Source organism: Sporofaciens sp. JLR.KK001 (assembly GCF_036941055.1).
In the GTDB taxonomy this organism is placed as follows: domain Bacteria; phylum Bacillota; class Clostridia; order Lachnospirales; family Lachnospiraceae; genus Sporofaciens.
In genome coordinates this window covers 3,737,187-3,753,027 of sequence record NZ_JAYMNO010000001.1, presented here as the reverse complement: position 1 = coordinate 3,753,027, position 15,841 = coordinate 3,737,187, and the positions used below count along the sequence as shown (strand labels likewise).

Here is a 15,841-nt window from a genome sequence, read left to right as displayed (position 1 = left end):
TGCCATATCTGTTGTAAGATTGATTGCCTTCAGTATGGTTATTATTTGCCACATATTTAATTTTTATGATAATGAATTAGTGTACTGGTTCAACTGTGGTGTCAAAGTGTTTCTGGTAATATCAGGATTCCTATATGGACAGCATGGAATAATCCAATGGAAATCTTTTTATAAACGCAATCTGCTTAAGATACTGATAGATTATTACCTATACCTTGCTATTATGATTTCGATTTATCTGTTAATAGTTCGCCAGAGCATTAGTAGTGGAGATTATATAAGGCTGTTGTTTGGAATTGGTACGGATATTCCTAAAACAAAATGATTCAGTCTTGTATCTCTCTTTGCCATAACGGAAGTATTGTTTGTTCTGAGTCCCGGATTTACAGGGATCTGGATCAACTGTTATGTAATCGGACTTCTTGTGGGAAGAGGCTGTAAAGAATCTGACAATAAAGATCGATTCCTGTCAAGGACGATGTTTGTTTCATTACCTTTACCAAGTAATTAGTTGTGGAATAGAAATATTTTTAGAGTATATTTTGCAATATCCTATGATCGGCATAATTAGTAGAGGGGCAAACATTGTATTCCATTATGGACACATCGCTCTGGCGTTTGTCTTATTTGCTGGACTGATCATGCTTATACACCGAAGTTTGAATAGTTTGAAAAATCATTCGATTTTGGATGTAACAGATAAATACTCTTACGATGCGTATCTAGTACATTTTTTGTGTTGGGACTTTATTCGTCCTTCAAAGGCCGAGTTGATACACTGGATACAGTGTGCGCGAGTATGAAAATACTATATATAGTGATGGATGTATGTTTGATTAGATTATTGGCCAGATTAATTGAGAATTTGTCTTACAAAAAGAAAGCAGCGGACTAATCATAGGGAGGTACTTTCCTGCGGAATGAGTAATATAAAGAAGAATTTGGGGCTTCAAACGGCATATCAGGTCCTATCAGTTTGTATGCCGCTAATTACAGCACCATATTTAGCGAGAAAACTCGGAGCAAGTCAGCTTGGAATTTTCTCTTACACATCGTCCATAGTAGCATATTTTACTATGTTCGCAATGCTTGGAACAATAAACTATGGAACAAGATGTATTGCCTCTGTAAAAAATGACAGAGATAAAAGGAATGAAGTTTTTTCAAGTATATTCGTCTTACAGATAGCAGTTACAGTCATTGTCATTCTTGCTTATGGAATATACTTACTGTTTTTCTGTAAAGATAACGAGTTAATAGCTGTACTACAGGGAATAGCGCTTATAAGTTGTCTGGCTGATATTAATTGGTTGTTTTTCGGAGTTGAAGATTTTCAAATAACAGTCACAAGAAGCATTGCTATAAAGCTTGCAACGGTTGCCCTGATCTTACTTTTGGTGAAAGCACAGAGTGATCTATGGATATATACCTTAATAATGTTGGGAGGAACACTATTAAGTAATCTGATCCTTTTCCTATATCTACCAAGGTATGCATCCTTTGTTAAGGTTTCGGCAAGTCTAATTAAGAAACATATAATTCCCAATTTGGTGTTGTTTGTTCCACTGCTTGCAATGTCAATTTACCACACGATGGACAAAACAATGCTTGGTGCATTAAGTACATACGAACAAAGTGGATTTTATTATAACTCGGATAAGATAGTTCAGATTCCGCTATTAGTTATAAACGGAATAGGTACGGTGATGCTTCCACGGATGTCGGCTTTGTTGAGCGAGAAAAAACAAAAAGAAGCTGACGAATTATTCATGACTACACTTGAAGGCGTGGCTATAGTAAGTATTGCTATCGCTTATGGTATTGCTGCTATTTCGAATGAATTTGTTCCATTTTTCTTTGGCCCCGGCTATGATGCATGTATTGCTATTACGATTATATTTACCCCAGTGCTTTTGATAAAGGGATTTTCAGTAATAGTAAGAACTCAATATCTTATCCCTATGGAGATGGAAAAGAATTTTACTAAGTCAGTTGTAGGGGGAGCGATTGTTAACCTAATTATGAATTTCATCTTGATTCCACAATGTGGTGCTATGGGTGCGGCAATTGCCACGGTGATTGCAGAATTAGTTGCTTGCATATTACAGTTCTTTTCTATTCGAGGCAGAGGGCTTGGAATCAAGAAAATGCTTGTTAAAACAAGCCTATATCTTGTTATTGGATTGCTGATGATAGGAATTGTACGAGCTGTTGCATTGATAGATATAAACATTGTACTAAAGATAATAGTTGAGGTAATTACCGGAGCTTCTTTCTTTAGTATTATCTGTATTACTTTTTGGAAGAAAACAAACAATCAATTTTTTGCTATTATTTGTAAACCTATAATTCAGAAGTTTAAGAGATAAGTATGTGATAATTCATAACCACAGTCCTATAGCTAGAGAAGAATAAAATAGATTGAGAATAGCGACAGAAAAGATTTATAAGTTGCATTATCGCTATAAAATTTTAGGTTGAGCAATGTTCTTCCCTGGGCAAGGCAGAGAATAGATGAAGTCGGGATTAGCAGGGATGCGAGGAAAAACTGGAGATTTCAACCGTTATATCTGGGCCCTAGTTCATTCGTTCACAATGAAAGCAACAATAGATGGCCAGGTGGTCAATTACACACATTTTACAAACCGGCCAAACTGAATCGGATATGCAACTATTATAGCGTACATTATGGGACTGGCTGAGAAGACGAAAGAGCCGTCCAAAGAATAAAGAGAGATACGCATGAAAATATTTGAGGAATTTACTAAAGAATCGAAGAGGAGTACTCGCACTGTTCGATTATGGATAAAGAACGGTCTTGTAAACGGAGCGGCGTTCATTGATGACAACTATAGAATCTTTGGGTTAGCTCGTCTACCATACACACGAGCCAGTTCTAGAAATGCAGCTTCGATTCGCAAAGGGATTGTTGTTAGTTGTAAACGACAGCTGAGTGTAAATGCTAAAATTTTCAAAGGTGTGTCGGAATATGAGTTTAATGTCTATTTGGATCAAGTTATTGCTCTGGAGTTTGTAGAGAAACGGGTTGTGGACGAGGTTACATACTATTATGCTACTCCGAAGGCAGAAGACCTTACAGAGACACAGGTTTATCAAGTTGCAAAAGGTTTGGCAGAAGCATCCGCGGGAGCAGTCACCGAGAAGATGTTTGCTGTTCCAGGTTAATCGTAGCTTGTCCTACCGGAGAAAGAGAAATACAGGAATATCTGAAAAAGCAAACACCACAGCCCAAAGAGACTGTAAAAAACCAGCCAATGGCCGTGGAAAGAGAGGAACAATTTAATATGAAAAAAATAACAGAAGCCTTCAAAGGGAAAACTTTAGTCATAACCGGCGGAACAGGTTCATTTGGTTCAACCGTCCTCAAGCACTTTCTGACCACAGATATCGGTGAGATTCGTATAATATCTCGAGATGAGAAAAAGCAGGATTGGATGCGGCACACATTACAGGCGCAATATCCAGAGCACTGCTCTAAGGTACAGTTCAATGTTGGTGATGTCCGCAACCTGGATTCCGTAAAGGATGTAATGTACGGAGCAAACTATGTGTTCCATGCAGCTGCGCTTAAGGAAGTACCTAGCTGTGAGTTTTTTCCCATGGAGGCTGTAAGAACTAATATCATCGGAACGGATAATGTGATTACAGCTGCTGTCGAAGCTGGTATACAGAAGGTTGTGTTCCTCTCTACCGATAAAGCTGCCTACCCAATCAATACAATGGGAATGACAAAGGCTGTCGGTGAAAAGGTTGTTCAGGCAAGAGCGCAGAAGGCATTTGAACGTGGGGGAACGGTGCTGGCATGTACGAGGTATGGCAATGTAATGTGCTCTCGTGGTTCTGTTATTCCGTTCTTCATCGACCAGATTAAGAGGAAAGTTCCTATCACTATCACTGACCCGAACATGACTCGTTTTCTGATGAATCTGGACGAGGCTGTGGATCTGGTTGCCTTTGCATTTGAACACGCAGAGCCGGGGGATTTGTTTGTGCAGAAAGCGGATGCTTCCTCTATTGGTGACTTAGCTGATGGCGTGATGAAAGTTTTCGGAGTAACCGAGAAGAAGATCATCGGCTCCCGTCACGGCGAAAAACTTTTTGAGACCCTAGTCACCCATGAAGAGATGCTTCGGTCTGTAGATATGGGACATTATTATCGTATAGCTCCTGATGCAAGAGGCCTGAATTACGATAAATTCTATGTTCAGGGCACTGTGCAGACACAAGACGACGAGGCGTACACAAGTCATAACACAAACCGACTTGATGTAGACGGAGTAGTTGCTAAGATTATGACAACAGATTACGTGAAGGAAGAGCTGGAAGGCAGACCACATGCTGTAGAAGCATAGATTATAGAAATAATAGGAGCACATAGTCAAATGACATATCCCACATGGAAAGAAAACGGAAAAATCAAGTTGATGATTATTGTTGGCACAAGGCCTGAGATCATTCGCTTGGCTGCTGTGATAAATAAGTGTAGAAAATACTTTGATACAATTTTGGCTCACACCGGGCAAAACTACGATTACAACTTAAACGGTGTGTTCTTCAAAGACTTTGGACTCGCTGATCCAGAGTTATACTTGGATGCTATCGGGGCGGATCTGGGAGAGACAATGGGAAATATCATCGCAGCGAGTTACAAGGCGATGATAGAGCTTAATCCGGATGCCGTATTGGTTCTGGGAGATACAAACAGTTGCTTGTCTGTTATAGGAGCAAAGAGATTACACATCCCGATATTCCATATGGAAGCTGGGAATAGATGCAAGGATGAGTGTCTGCCGGAAGAAACAAATCGTCGTATTGTAGATATTATTTCTGACGTGAACCTGACATATTCAGAACATGCACGCCGATATTTGGCAGATTGCGGATTACCGAAGGAGAGAACCTATGTTACCGGATCGCCGATGGCTGAAGTATTGACGGAGAATCTGGAAGCAATAAAGGCTTCGAATGTACATAAAAAGCTAGGATTAGAAAAGGACAAATATATTCTTCTATCTGCACATAGGGAGGAGAATATTGATACAGAGAAGAACTTTGCAAGCTTGTTTACTGCCATTAATAAGATGGCTGAGAAGTATGATATGCCGATTCTCTATTCCTGTCATCCAAGATCAAAGAAGAGATTGGAGGCATCAGGATTTAAACTTGATCCTAGAGTGATACAGCATGAGCCGCTTGGATTTCATGATTATAATTGTCTGCAATTGAATGCATTCTGCGTTGTGTCTGACAGCGGCACGCTTCCGGAAGAGAGCAGTTTCTTTACATCTATCGGGGATCCGATTCCTGCGGTATGTATCAGAACATCTACAGAAAGACCAGAGGCACTTGATAAGGCGTGTTTTATTCTTTCAGGCATTGACACTAAGGGATTAATTCAGGCTGTTGATATGGCGGTGGAGATGGTGAAGGAAGAGAAGAACGGTGGAGCAATACCGGTTCCGGATTATACGGATATCAATGTATCGGATAAAGTTGTGAAGATTATTCAATCCTATGTTGGTGTTGTGAATAAGATGGTATGGAGAAAAGAAATATAGGATGGTGAGCTATGAATATACTGGTTACGGGAGCAGCAGGATTCGTTGGCCGCAATCTTGTGGAGAACCTTAAGAATATTAGAAATGGTAAGAACAGAACCAGACCGGGTATAAAGATAAATGAGATATATGAGTATGATCTGTCATCTACTCTGGAAGAGTTGGATGAGTATTGCAGAATAGCAGATTTTGTATTCAATCTCGCAGGTGTGAACAGACCAAAAGATTCAGAAGAGTTTAAGAAGGGTAATTTTGGATTTGCTTCAACACTTCTGGATACACTGAAGAAGTATAACAATAGAGCACCTGTGATGCTGTCAAGCAGCATTCAGGCAACTTTGTCTGGACGGTTTGGAACATCGGAGTATGGTCTTAGTAAAAAGGCAGGGGAAGATCTTTTCTTTCAGTATGGAGAAGAGACCGGAGCAAAGGTGCTAGTATATCGTTTTCCCAATCTTGTAGGGAAATGGGTACGCCCGAACTATAACAGTGCCGTAGGTACTTTCTGTAATAATATTGCAAATAATCTTCCGATTATAGTGAATGATCCTACTGTAGAACTGGAAATGCTGTTCATTGATGACCTACTTGAAGAAATGTATGATGCTCTGGAGGGAAAAGAACATCATTGTGAGTTTGAAGGAGTGGAGACTATTCAGAGAGAAGACGGACGGTACTGCTGTGCACCGGTAACTCATAAAGCCACTCTGGGTTATATTGTAGAATGCTTAAATAAATTCCATGATCAGCCTAAGACTCTGCTCATGCCGGCAATACCGGAAGGATCTTTCGTGAAAAAGTTGTATTCAATGTATCTGAGCTACCTTCCGAAAGAAAAGGTTGCTTTCGACCTGAATATGAGCAAGGATGACAGGGGTTCCTTCACAGAACTTATTAAGACTCTCGATCATGGTCAGATTTCCGTCAATATCAATAAGCCGGGCATGACAAAAGGTCAGCATTGGCATAACGGAAAGTGGGAGATATTCATTGTTGTTTCAGGACATGGTCTCATCCAGGAGCGGAAGATCGGTACAGATGAAGTAATTGAGTTTGAGGTCAGCGGAGACAAGATCCAGGCAGTGCAGATGCTGCCTGGGTATACACATAATATAATCAATTTATCAGAAACAGAAGATCTTGTAACAGTGCTGTGGGCAAATGAGATATTTGATCCTGAACATCCTGATACATATCACGAAACGGTGTGAGCTGTTTTGTTCTTTTTATAAATTGGAGTGAAACGAAAATAGGTATGTGATAATATGCTTTTAAGTTGGATTGAAATAGAAACTTAGAAGCGAGTATTTGATAATGGATAGCCCAAAAAGAAACCGGCATATGATGCAGAAAAGATTCTAAAGGAGTTGATGGCAGCGATTGCGGAGTCCTATGAAGAAACCGGGGAAATAAAACCTAAAATCCCGACAAATTATACACAAGTCATATTGTAATCGGGTATAATTTTATAACCTCTTATCATTCCAAAGTATTAGAGTATTTAACTCAAACTTCCCACATTTAAAATAGGATTTGCACTTGGTGAGTAGGCACTTATTAAAGTGCGAAGTTTGAGATTCTAAGGGAAAATCCACGAGGAAATCATCCGTGCTGTTAAGAACAGCGGGCGCACGTTCCACCTCTTCGTGATCTTTGATGGGATAGTAGTGGCTGTCACTTTTTAGCAACAACGGGATCTGGTCTGTCTCTATAAGCATCCGGTTTGGATTAAATCCACATTTTTCACAGGCATTCATGATTTCTCATCTCAGGATGCCCGCAATAGAGCAAGCCGCAAAGCTTATGTAACGTATAAACCTCATAGCCCGAATAATGGAAATTGAGATTGCCCCATTGTCTGTATTGATATTTTTTGTTATAGTAGAACTATATTTTGCAGGACGGCAGTCTGACCGCCCTGCACAGGGCATGCATTACGGGATGCCCCTTGGGTATACCATACAAGTATAACTCAATTTAATTATCCTTATGTTTCACTGGCCTGCTTTCCCGATAGCACGTGTGTAAAAGCCTTGACGTAGCCCGCTACGCCTGCGTTTTTACACACGCACTCTGGAAAAAGCATGCTCACCGAAACAGTAAGGTAATTAAATTGGGTTATACTAACTATAGGAAGGAGGCGCACGAATGGGGATTTACCTTAATCCCGGGAACAGCGGGTTTGCACAGATATGTAGAGGTGAATATGTCGATAAGACAGGACTTGTCGAGTTGATCAATCAGAGAATTAACGGGCCGGAGAACCTGCTTTGTATCAGCAGGCCTCGCCGCTTTGGGAAATCTTACGCTGCGAAAATGCTTGTTGCATATTATGACCGTTCCTGTAATTCTCATGTATTGTTCGACGATAAGAAAATTGCAGAGACAACGGACTATAGGAAGCATTTGAACAAATACAGCGTGATCTATCTGGATATCACAACCTTTATATCGGAAGCTCTGACGCAGAACCGTCTGTTGCAGGATGTTCCAGGTATGATCCAGGAGGCGCTTCTAAAGGATCTGGCAGAGTGTGGATTCCAGGTCAGGGAGGGAGACAGCCTGAACGATAATCTGGTACGTATTGCGGGGCAGCCGGATGGAGGGAAATTTGTATTTGTGATCGATGAGTGGGATGCAGTGATCCGGGAGGCGAAAGACGATCCTGAAGCACAGAATAAATTTCTGACTTTTCTCAGGGGATGGTTTAAAAATGGTCAATTTACCCCAAAAGTTGTGGCGGCTGCCTATATGACCGGGATTCTTCCGATTAAGAAGGATGGTTCTCAGTCGTCGATCTCTGAATTTGATGAATATTCCATGGTCAAACCATTGTTTTTTGACAAATATGTTGGTTTCACTGAGGATGAGGTGCGTTGTCTATGTGAAAAAAATAATGTTGACTTTAAGACCATGAAGCAATGGTATGACGGATATGTTTTCAGGAATGTTGGATCTGTGTACAATCCCAATTCCGTAATGAAATCAATCCGCTTTGATGAGTTTGATTCTTACTGGACAGAAACCTCTGCAGCAGAAGGATTGATGGATTATATCAGTAAAGGATACAAGGCTCTTACGAGAACCATTGCCGAGTTGATCGGAGGCGTTGCGGTAAAGGTCAGTATCACCGGGTTTGCTAATGATCTTACAACATTTAGAGGAAGAGACGATGTTTTAACCTTAATGATTCATCTTGGTTATCTGGCTTACGACGCCGAGAATCAGACAGTCAGAATTCCGAATGAGGAGATTAAACTGGAATTCCAAAAGGCTGTCAGAGACGTAAAGCATGAGGCTACGATGAAACGTTTAGAAGAAAGCGATCAGTTGTTCTTTGATACCATACATGAGAAAGCAGACGCAGTTGCCGCACAGATCGAGAAGATTCATATGGAAGAAAACGTACCGCTGCACTATAACAAGGAAGACAGCCTAAGGAGTGTGATCAAGCTGGCATATTACACATATCGGGATCATTATGTGCAGTTTGAAGAACTTCCCGGCGGTGAGGGATTTGCAGATGTGGTTTACTTTCCGCGTCACGATTCGGACTGGCCAACCCTGGTCATAGAGTTAAAGTGGAATAAAACTGCCAGAGGAGCTATTGACCAGATCCTGAATAAGAAGTATGCGAATGTTGCGGAGAATTTTGGAACAGATATCTTGCTGGTTGGGGTTAATTATGAGAAAGATGCTCCCCCTGGTAAGAGAAAGCACACGTGCAGCATCGTCAGATACGAGGTAAAATAGATAAATTGTGCAGATCGCAATGATAAAATGTTATCCTGTAGTTAAAATCAGTTTGTGTGGGGGAGTCACTTTGTGGCTCCCTTTTATGTTGCTCATCTCTAGTACACCGAATAATAAGTAACCAGCCATATAACTTGCCTGATTTTCCATCTGCGTCGTTGTTGTCAATCGGCGTAGCGCCGAATTCATTTCAAAGACCGCTTCATATGTTCTTTCAGATCATGGATAAATTTCTTCTCGCGGATACTGATCTGGTACGACTGCGATTTCATCAGATATACCCCTATATATTGGTCGAATTCCAACGGCAGGGCGATTACGCCGGCTCCCTTGTTGATAGATATGGAACTTTTCACGATAACAGAGATATATTGTCCGGTTTTGATCGTGTCGAACAGGCCTCCACGGTCAAAGATATAGGTAATGTTCTCCTCATCGTTCAGACCCAGAACATCCAGCCAGTCGGCGGCGTCAAAATTCTCATAAGTAACAATGTGTTGGTTTTGAAGATGCAGATAGGATATGGAATCCAGTTTCGCAAGTGGGTGGGATGTACTCATGATCACTTCCAACGGAATGTGGAGCCTAAGCGGTATCAGATCCATATTGTATCTGTTGGCGGTAAGCCTGTGGAAAGGCTCGCGGCTCTCGAAGCAGTAGAAGATAGCCATCCGGTATCTCTGTTCCACCACATCCTGCAGCACTTGGATCAATCCGGTCTCCTTGAAGATATCCCGGCAGCCCTGCGCCGGATTCTGATTCAGGAATTGAATAAAGGTCTGCATAAATAGGGCGGAATAGGTACAGGAGACGGAGAGATTCTCATGGTGGTTGAACTGAGTGGGAATCTTCTGGATCTTCTTGTATTCGGATAAAATAATTTGCGCGGACTGTACAAAGCATTCACCTTCCTGTGTCAGTTCGATTCCCTTATTGCTGCGCGCGAAAAGAGAGAAGCCTAATTCTGTTTCCAGGGCACGGATCGAATGGCTGAGGCTAGACTGTGAGGTGAACAGATTTTTGGCGGCTTTGTTGATGGAGCCGCATTTCCAGATTTCCAGTACGCATTTCAGATTGTGAAAATTCATTAGATCATCTCCTATATGGAGGTTAGTATTGATCGATTCTGCAAATATTAATATATAATTCCATATTATATAGTTTTTCTATAAGTATATCAATAGAATCGGGGTATGCGAATTCATTCATACTCTGATTGATTCCTGTATAACCGTGTTTTAACTCTCCATGTTACAATTATAACAATAAAAGAGTCGACTCCAAGAATAAATATTATGGAGGTAATTGAATATGGCAGAAGTAAAACAACCGGCAAGTGCTTTATCATCACCGAGGTTTTGTAACATGGGGACATTTATGCGTATGACGAAGGTGGATTCCGCGAAGGGACTGGATTTTGCGATCGCGGGCGCGCCCTTTGACACGGCTAGTTCTTTCCGTTCAGGGTCACGATTCGGGCCGAATGCGATCCGTAACATTTCTGCTATGATGAAACCGAACAATGTAATTCTTCAGGTAAACATCATGGAGAACTTAAAAGGCGGAGATATTGGGGATTTTAATGTAACTCCGGGATATATCCATCCGACGTACGATGCGATCGAGGCGGGGGTTGCCGGGATCTTAGAAGAGAATGCGGTGCCGATCGTCCTGGGCGGGGATCATTCGATTACGCTGGCGGAACTGCGTGCGGTCGCGAAGAAATACGGTCCGGTTGCTCTGGTGCATTTTGATTCTCATTCCGATCTGTGCGACGAGGTATTCGGCCAGAAATATAACCACGGCACTCCGTTCAGACGTGCGATCGAGGAAGGCCTGATCAATCCGGCGCACTCGATCCAGATCGGTATGCGAGGTTCCTTATATGACCCGAATGAGCATAAGATGGCGGCGGATCTGGGGATGCTGCTGATCCCGGCCCATAAGGTGCGTGAGATGGGATTTGAGGCATTGATCAGGACGGCTATGGAGCGGGTAGGTGATAAACCGGTATTTCTGACTTTTGATATTGATTTTGTAGATCCTGCGTATGCACCGGGAACAGGAACGCCGGAAGTGGCGGGTTTCACTTCTTATGAGTCACTGTCGCTGGTGCGAGCCATCAAGGATATGAATTTTGTGGGATTTGATATCGTTGAGGTTCTGCCGGCATATGATTCCGGGGAGGTAACGGCATATCTTGCCGCAAATATCGTATTTGAATATCTGTCCATCCTTGCTGCAAAGAAAAAAGATTAACAGCACAGACGGAGGGCAGAATGGAAGAAAAGAAAAAAGTTATTCGTGTAGAAGAAGTCACAGATCCGGATATGATGTCCAAAGAGCTGGACAGCGTGGTTCTTGAAGGCGGCAATAAGACCAAAGGGATTATCCTGTTTCTTATATGTTCGATTATAGGAATTGCAGTATTCTTCGGACAGATAGAGGGAAGCACTATTTTCGGAATCATTTATAATGGATTCGTTGATCTGTTTGGGCAGGCGATATACTGGATTCTGTCGATTGTGATTACGGCAAATTTTATCTGTCACATATATTTTAAATATATAGATAAAGGAAAGACAAAAAACGCATTTGCGGATGTTTACGGAAATGATAAGATTATTCATACAGTCTTATATGGATTGGGCGCCGTCTATGTAATTATTTACACATTGTGGATCGTTCACGGCATGAATATGCCGGAGATCGTTATCAGTGATGCAACGGGCGGCAATGTTATTCCGCCGATCGTAAAGGGTGTGTTTGGTATCGTACTGGCAGGAGCAGTATTTATGCCGTTCTTGCTGAATTACGGTATTCTGGAGATCATTGGCGTGCTTCTGGAGCCTTTGATGCGGCCGCTTTTCAAGGTCCCGGGTAAGTCCGCGCTGGATGCTACGGCATCTTTTGTAAGCTCATCGTCTCTCGGCGTTCTGATCACAAACCGCTTGTGGAAGAACTGTGTCTATACAGAGAAGGAAATGGTTGCGATCATGACCGGCTTCTCAGCGGTATCCATAGGGTTCGCCCAGTTGGTTATTGATACAGCGGGATGCGGAGCCCAGTTTTTCGAGATCTATGCGGTAAGCTTTGTGATGGTATTTCTGATAGAGATGATTACGGTGCGTATTCCGCCGGTCTCTAAGAAAAAGGATGTCTATTACAACGGAAAGGTTCAGACGGAAGAGGAGCGTAAGGAAGGCGCGCGTTATTCGGTTCAGACCATTCCGACGGGAATCTGGCGTTCAGTGAAGCGTGCTGCGATTGCTCACAGTGTTCCGAAGAATGTGAGTCTCAGTCTGAAGGACAGTATACTGGTGCTGCCGCAGGTATTGACGATGCTGTCCGCGATCGGTGTGTCCGCTATGATTCTTGCGGAGTATACGCCGGTGTTTAAGTGGTTGGGTTATATATTCCAGCCGGTTCTGATGCTGTGCCAGGTGCCTGACGCGGCAGCCATCGCGCCGTCTATGCCGGTGGGGATCGCGGAGATGTTTCTCCCGGTTCTCGTCATGAACAGTACGGCGGCTGCGGTATCGATCAGTATGCAGGCGAGAGTGTTCGTCTGCCTGGTGTCCATGTGCCAGATCATCTTCTTCTCGGAGACGGCTACGGTTATGATGGCGACAAAATCACCGATCAAGTTCTGGGAGATCATTGTATGCTTCATTGAGAGAACGCTGATAGCGATCCCGCTGGCATCATTGGCGGTACACCTTATATTTTAGACAAACGGATATTGAATATAGACTGTTCATCAAATAGAACCTGCAGGATGCATCGGCTTATGAGAATTGCATCCTGCAGGTTCTATTGTTTGCAATTATTCTGCATTTCTTTCCATTCCCCCGGCTTCAGATTCTCATCCAGTACAATATCATCAATGGCAATGCGCTTCAAGGCGACCACACAGCAGCGGACAGCCTTCATCATCCGGCGGATCTGCCGCTTCCGTCCTTCCGTGATGATGATGGTTCCGCTGGTGACCGGATGGTCCGGGCGGTTCCTTCCTATGGCAGCCTGTACCTCTGAAGGGAGTGAGGGCATGATCTCCGATAACACCGAGCGAGCTGTGACTGTGATCTTACAGGGCAGTGTCGGTATGTCGGAGCCGTTTAACAGGATACCATTCTCAAGCTTCTGAAGATTCATAGGATCTAAGTCACCTAAGACGGTGAATTCATAGATTTTCTTCTTCTGATAATCCGGGTGTGTCATCATCTGATTCCATTTTCCGTCGTCCGTAATGATCAGCAGTCCTTCCGTCTCGCGGTCTAAGCGTCCAACAGGGGAGAGACGGTCGTTTTGAAGGTCTTTAAAATAATCCATTACGGTAGGGAAGCGTCCGTCACGGCGGGCGGTGACGCAGCCGAAGGGTTTGTTGAACATATAATAGTGATACATCAGCTTACTTTATCCTCGTTCAAATTTGAATTATTATATGTAAAAAGTAGTTATTTGTCAAGTGATTGACGGTATTGAATCGAAGTGCGGATATGCTTATAATAGACATAAGAGAACATTTTAACATATTAGCAGGAATACAGGGAGCGGGATAGGAATGATGTGTGAGAAGAAGTGTATATTAATAGCAGATGATGAGCCGGGAATCATCCAGTTATTAAGGGATTATTTTGAGATACAGAACTATCAGGTAATAGAGGCGAGAAATGGACTGGAAGTATTAGGACAACTGAATCGCGGGCCGGATATCATACTCCTGGATGTCAATATGCCGATGCTGGATGGATTTGAAGTGTGCGAGCGGATCCGCGCCCATGTCTCGTGTCCGATCGTGTTCCTGTCTGCGAAGGTCGAGGAGGCGGACAGGATCAGGGGTCTGATGCTGGGCGGGGACGACTATATCCTGAAGCCGTTCAGCATCGAAGAGCTGGGTGCGAGGGTAGAGGCCCATCTTCGGAGAGAAGAGCGCAGGAGGACGGACCGGGCGGTGAAGGTATTCGACCGGCTGGCGATCCATTATGGCGACCATTGCGTATATTATGAAGAACAGCCGCTGAATCTGACGAAGACAGAGTATGGGATCGTGGAGACACTTTCATTAAATGCCGGGCAGGTATTTAGTAAAGACCAACTGTATGAGAAGGTCCGCGGATTTGACGGGAGCGCCGACAGCAGTATTGTTATGGAGCATATACGGAGGATTCGGAGTAAGATCGGCAAGTATACGAGTCATGCTTATATAGAGACTGTGTGGGGAGTGGGATATAGATGGATTGGTTAGAAGAGCGAGTAGTAAGACTGCAGAGATATATCCGCGATCTTTCCTTCCGTAAGGCGATGATCGCGTATATCCTGGTGCTGTCTGTGGTTGTGTTTGGCCTGTCATATTTGACCATCATTGTCTGCTGGCAGTGGGAGATGGAAGAATGGGTGCGGTATGAGAGGGCAGATCTGGCAGATCTGGTCTACAGGAAAGGTCCTTTGTGGGGATTTCATTTTCATTTCGCAGAAGGAACGGATTATTGGAAGATATTATTTTTGGATTTGATCAGGGTATGGTGTCCGTTTTTTTATGCATTTGCAGGGATGATATTGACAGTCTGCATCTTCTACAAGAAAAGGCTGGCAAGGCCTTTGTCCATCCTTGAGGACAGTGTAGGGCGGATCTGGAGAAATGATCTCGAATTCAGGGTCTGCTATGAGAGCAGGGACGAGCTTGGAAGCCTCTGTGATTCGGTGGAGGATATGCGTACGGAGCTGGTCAGGGGAAAGGAAGAGATGTGGCGGCTCGTGGAGAGGCAGAAGGAATTGAATGCCGCGTTCGCCCATGATCTCCGCACTCCGCTCACGGTGCTTCGGGGTTATACGGATTTCCTTTTGCGTTATATTCCGGAGGGGAAGATCAGCGAGGAGAAGATGCAGGATACACTGGCATTGATGTCCGATCACATAAGGAGGCTTGAGAATTACAGCCGCACCATGAAGGGGATCCGGAGCATTGAGGAGGTTCCGTTCTTGCCGGAGAGGACAGAGCTTGGAAGCCTCCAGAAGAAGATCGGGGAGGTGGTATTTGCATTAGATCAGGCGGGAGATGTCAGGGTCATTTATCAGAGACGAGATGCGGCGGGCGCCGTCAGAGTAGAAGCGGATGATAATATTATCGTAGAAGTCCTGGGAAATGTACTCTCCAATGCGATCCGCTATGCAAAAGAAGAGATCGAGGTCGTGTCGGATTATGACGAAGCGAAGGAGGAATTCCTGCTGACAGTCCGGGATGATGGGAAGGGATTCTCGGAAGAACAGCTTCAGAAGGCATTGCAGCCGTACCATAAGGAGTATGAAGAGAAACCGGACGAACACTTTGGGATCGGGCTTCATATCTGCAGGGAATTCTGCAGGAAGCATGGCGGGACTTTGAATGTTGCGAACAGTATAAGGGGAGGGGCGGCTGTCACAGCGTCGTTTATCTGCAGGGTATATTCGGAGAATATTTCAGATATCCTTAGTGATTCTTAATTTTTTGTAGAGAAATTATAGGGATT

13 protein-coding genes are annotated in these 15,841 nt (G+C 43.4%); 11 read left to right on the top strand and 2 right to left on the bottom strand.

Annotation, left to right across the window (positions count from 1 at the left end):
* Positions 1-4 precede the first annotated feature (4 nt).
* From VSQ62_RS32505 to VSQ62_RS19060, 7 genes are all read left to right on the top strand, one after another.
* Positions 5-325: an acyltransferase family protein gene (locus tag VSQ62_RS32505; RefSeq protein WP_350339931.1), complete on the top strand. Its 321-nt coding sequence runs from the start codon at positions 5-7 to the stop codon at positions 323-325.
* 595 nt (positions 326-920) lie between these two features.
* Entirely contained in the window at positions 921-2,369 is a 1,449-nt protein-coding gene (locus VSQ62_RS19085) for a flippase (protein WP_334636358.1), read from the top strand.
* Positions 2,370-2,742: 373 nt separating this feature from the next.
* The gene (locus VSQ62_RS19080; protein WP_334636356.1) at positions 2,743-3,186 is read left to right on the top strand and encodes a hypothetical protein; all 444 of its coding nucleotides are present in this window, start codon (positions 2,743-2,745) and stop codon (positions 3,184-3,186) included.
* Between the two features lie 119 nt (positions 3,187-3,305).
* Positions 3,306-4,373: a polysaccharide biosynthesis protein gene (locus VSQ62_RS19075; protein ID WP_334636355.1), complete on the top strand. Its 1,068-nt coding sequence runs from the start codon at positions 3,306-3,308 to the stop codon at positions 4,371-4,373.
* Between the two features lie 30 nt (positions 4,374-4,403).
* Positions 4,404-5,579 carry a non-hydrolyzing UDP-N-acetylglucosamine 2-epimerase gene (wecB, locus tag VSQ62_RS19070; protein ID WP_334636354.1) on the top strand — a complete coding sequence of 392 codons (1,176 nt, stop codon included), beginning with the start codon at positions 4,404-4,406 and terminating at the stop codon, positions 5,577-5,579.
* A gap of 11 nt (positions 5,580-5,590) precedes the next feature.
* Positions 5,591-6,790 carry a polysaccharide biosynthesis C-terminal domain-containing protein gene (locus VSQ62_RS19065; RefSeq protein WP_334636353.1) on the top strand — a complete coding sequence of 400 codons (1,200 nt, stop codon included), beginning with the start codon at positions 5,591-5,593 and terminating at the stop codon, positions 6,788-6,790.
* Between the two features lie 937 nt (positions 6,791-7,727).
* A complete protein-coding gene (locus VSQ62_RS19060; RefSeq protein ID WP_334636352.1) occupies positions 7,728-9,332 on the top strand; it encodes an AAA family ATPase in 1,605 nt (534 codons plus the stop codon).
* Between the two features lie 185 nt (positions 9,333-9,517).
* On the opposite strand, the gene VSQ62_RS19055 is transcribed toward VSQ62_RS19060, so the two are convergent.
* Positions 9,518-10,420, bottom strand: a complete 903-nt coding sequence (locus tag VSQ62_RS19055) for a LysR family transcriptional regulator (RefSeq protein ID WP_334636350.1) — start codon at positions 10,418-10,420, stop codon at positions 9,518-9,520.
* Positions 10,421-10,643: 223 nt separating this feature from the next.
* On the opposite strand from VSQ62_RS19055, the gene speB reads away from it, so the two are divergent.
* Positions 10,644-11,591: an agmatinase gene (speB, locus tag VSQ62_RS19050; protein ID WP_334636349.1), complete on the top strand. Its 948-nt coding sequence runs from the start codon at positions 10,644-10,646 to the stop codon at positions 11,589-11,591.
* 20 nt (positions 11,592-11,611) lie between these two features.
* Entirely contained in the window at positions 11,612-13,063 is a 1,452-nt protein-coding gene (locus VSQ62_RS19045) for a YjiH family protein (protein WP_334636347.1), read from the top strand.
* Between the two features lie 82 nt (positions 13,064-13,145).
* Here VSQ62_RS19045 and VSQ62_RS19040 read toward each other — a convergent pair whose 3' ends face one another.
* Positions 13,146-13,739 carry a pseudouridine synthase gene (locus tag VSQ62_RS19040; RefSeq protein ID WP_334636346.1) on the bottom strand — a complete coding sequence of 198 codons (594 nt, stop codon included), beginning with the start codon at positions 13,737-13,739 and terminating at the stop codon, positions 13,146-13,148.
* A 160-nt stretch (positions 13,740-13,899) separates the two neighbouring features.
* On the opposite strand from VSQ62_RS19040, the gene VSQ62_RS19035 reads away from it, so the two are divergent.
* On the top strand, positions 13,900-14,580 hold the full coding sequence (locus VSQ62_RS19035) for a response regulator transcription factor (RefSeq protein ID WP_334637711.1): 681 nt from the start codon (positions 13,900-13,902) through the stop codon (positions 14,578-14,580).
* A complete protein-coding gene (locus tag VSQ62_RS19030; protein ID WP_334636344.1) occupies positions 14,568-15,815 on the top strand; it encodes a sensor histidine kinase in 1,248 nt (415 codons plus the stop codon). The genes VSQ62_RS19035 and VSQ62_RS19030 overlap by 13 nt, the downstream gene beginning before the upstream one ends.
* Positions 15,816-15,841 lie beyond the last annotated feature (26 nt).

Coding starts and splice junctions, on each gene's coding strand:
- VSQ62_RS19085 (WP_334636358.1), top strand. CDS start 921: ATGAGTAATATAAAGAAGAATTTGGGGCTTCAAACGGCATATCAGGTC.
- VSQ62_RS19080 (WP_334636356.1), top strand. CDS start 2,743: ATGAAAATATTTGAGGAATTTACTAAAGAATCGAAGAGGAGTACTCGC.
- VSQ62_RS19075 (WP_334636355.1), top strand. CDS start 3,306: ATGAAAAAAATAACAGAAGCCTTCAAAGGGAAAACTTTAGTCATAACC.
- wecB (WP_334636354.1), top strand. CDS start 4,404: ATGACATATCCCACATGGAAAGAAAACGGAAAAATCAAGTTGATGATT.
- VSQ62_RS19065 (WP_334636353.1), top strand. CDS start 5,591: ATGAATATACTGGTTACGGGAGCAGCAGGATTCGTTGGCCGCAATCTT.
- VSQ62_RS19060 (WP_334636352.1), top strand. CDS start 7,728: ATGGGGATTTACCTTAATCCCGGGAACAGCGGGTTTGCACAGATATGT.
- VSQ62_RS19055 (WP_334636350.1), bottom strand. CDS start 10,420: ATGAATTTTCACAATCTGAAATGCGTACTGGAAATCTGGAAATGCGGC.
- speB (WP_334636349.1), top strand. CDS start 10,644: ATGGCAGAAGTAAAACAACCGGCAAGTGCTTTATCATCACCGAGGTTT.
- VSQ62_RS19045 (WP_334636347.1), top strand. CDS start 11,612: ATGGAAGAAAAGAAAAAAGTTATTCGTGTAGAAGAAGTCACAGATCCG.
- VSQ62_RS19040 (WP_334636346.1), bottom strand. CDS start 13,739: ATGTATCACTATTATATGTTCAACAAACCCTTCGGCTGCGTCACCGCC.
- VSQ62_RS19035 (WP_334637711.1), top strand. CDS start 13,900: ATGTGTGAGAAGAAGTGTATATTAATAGCAGATGATGAGCCGGGAATC.
- VSQ62_RS19030 (WP_334636344.1), top strand. CDS start 14,568: ATGGATTGGTTAGAAGAGCGAGTAGTAAGACTGCAGAGATATATCCGC.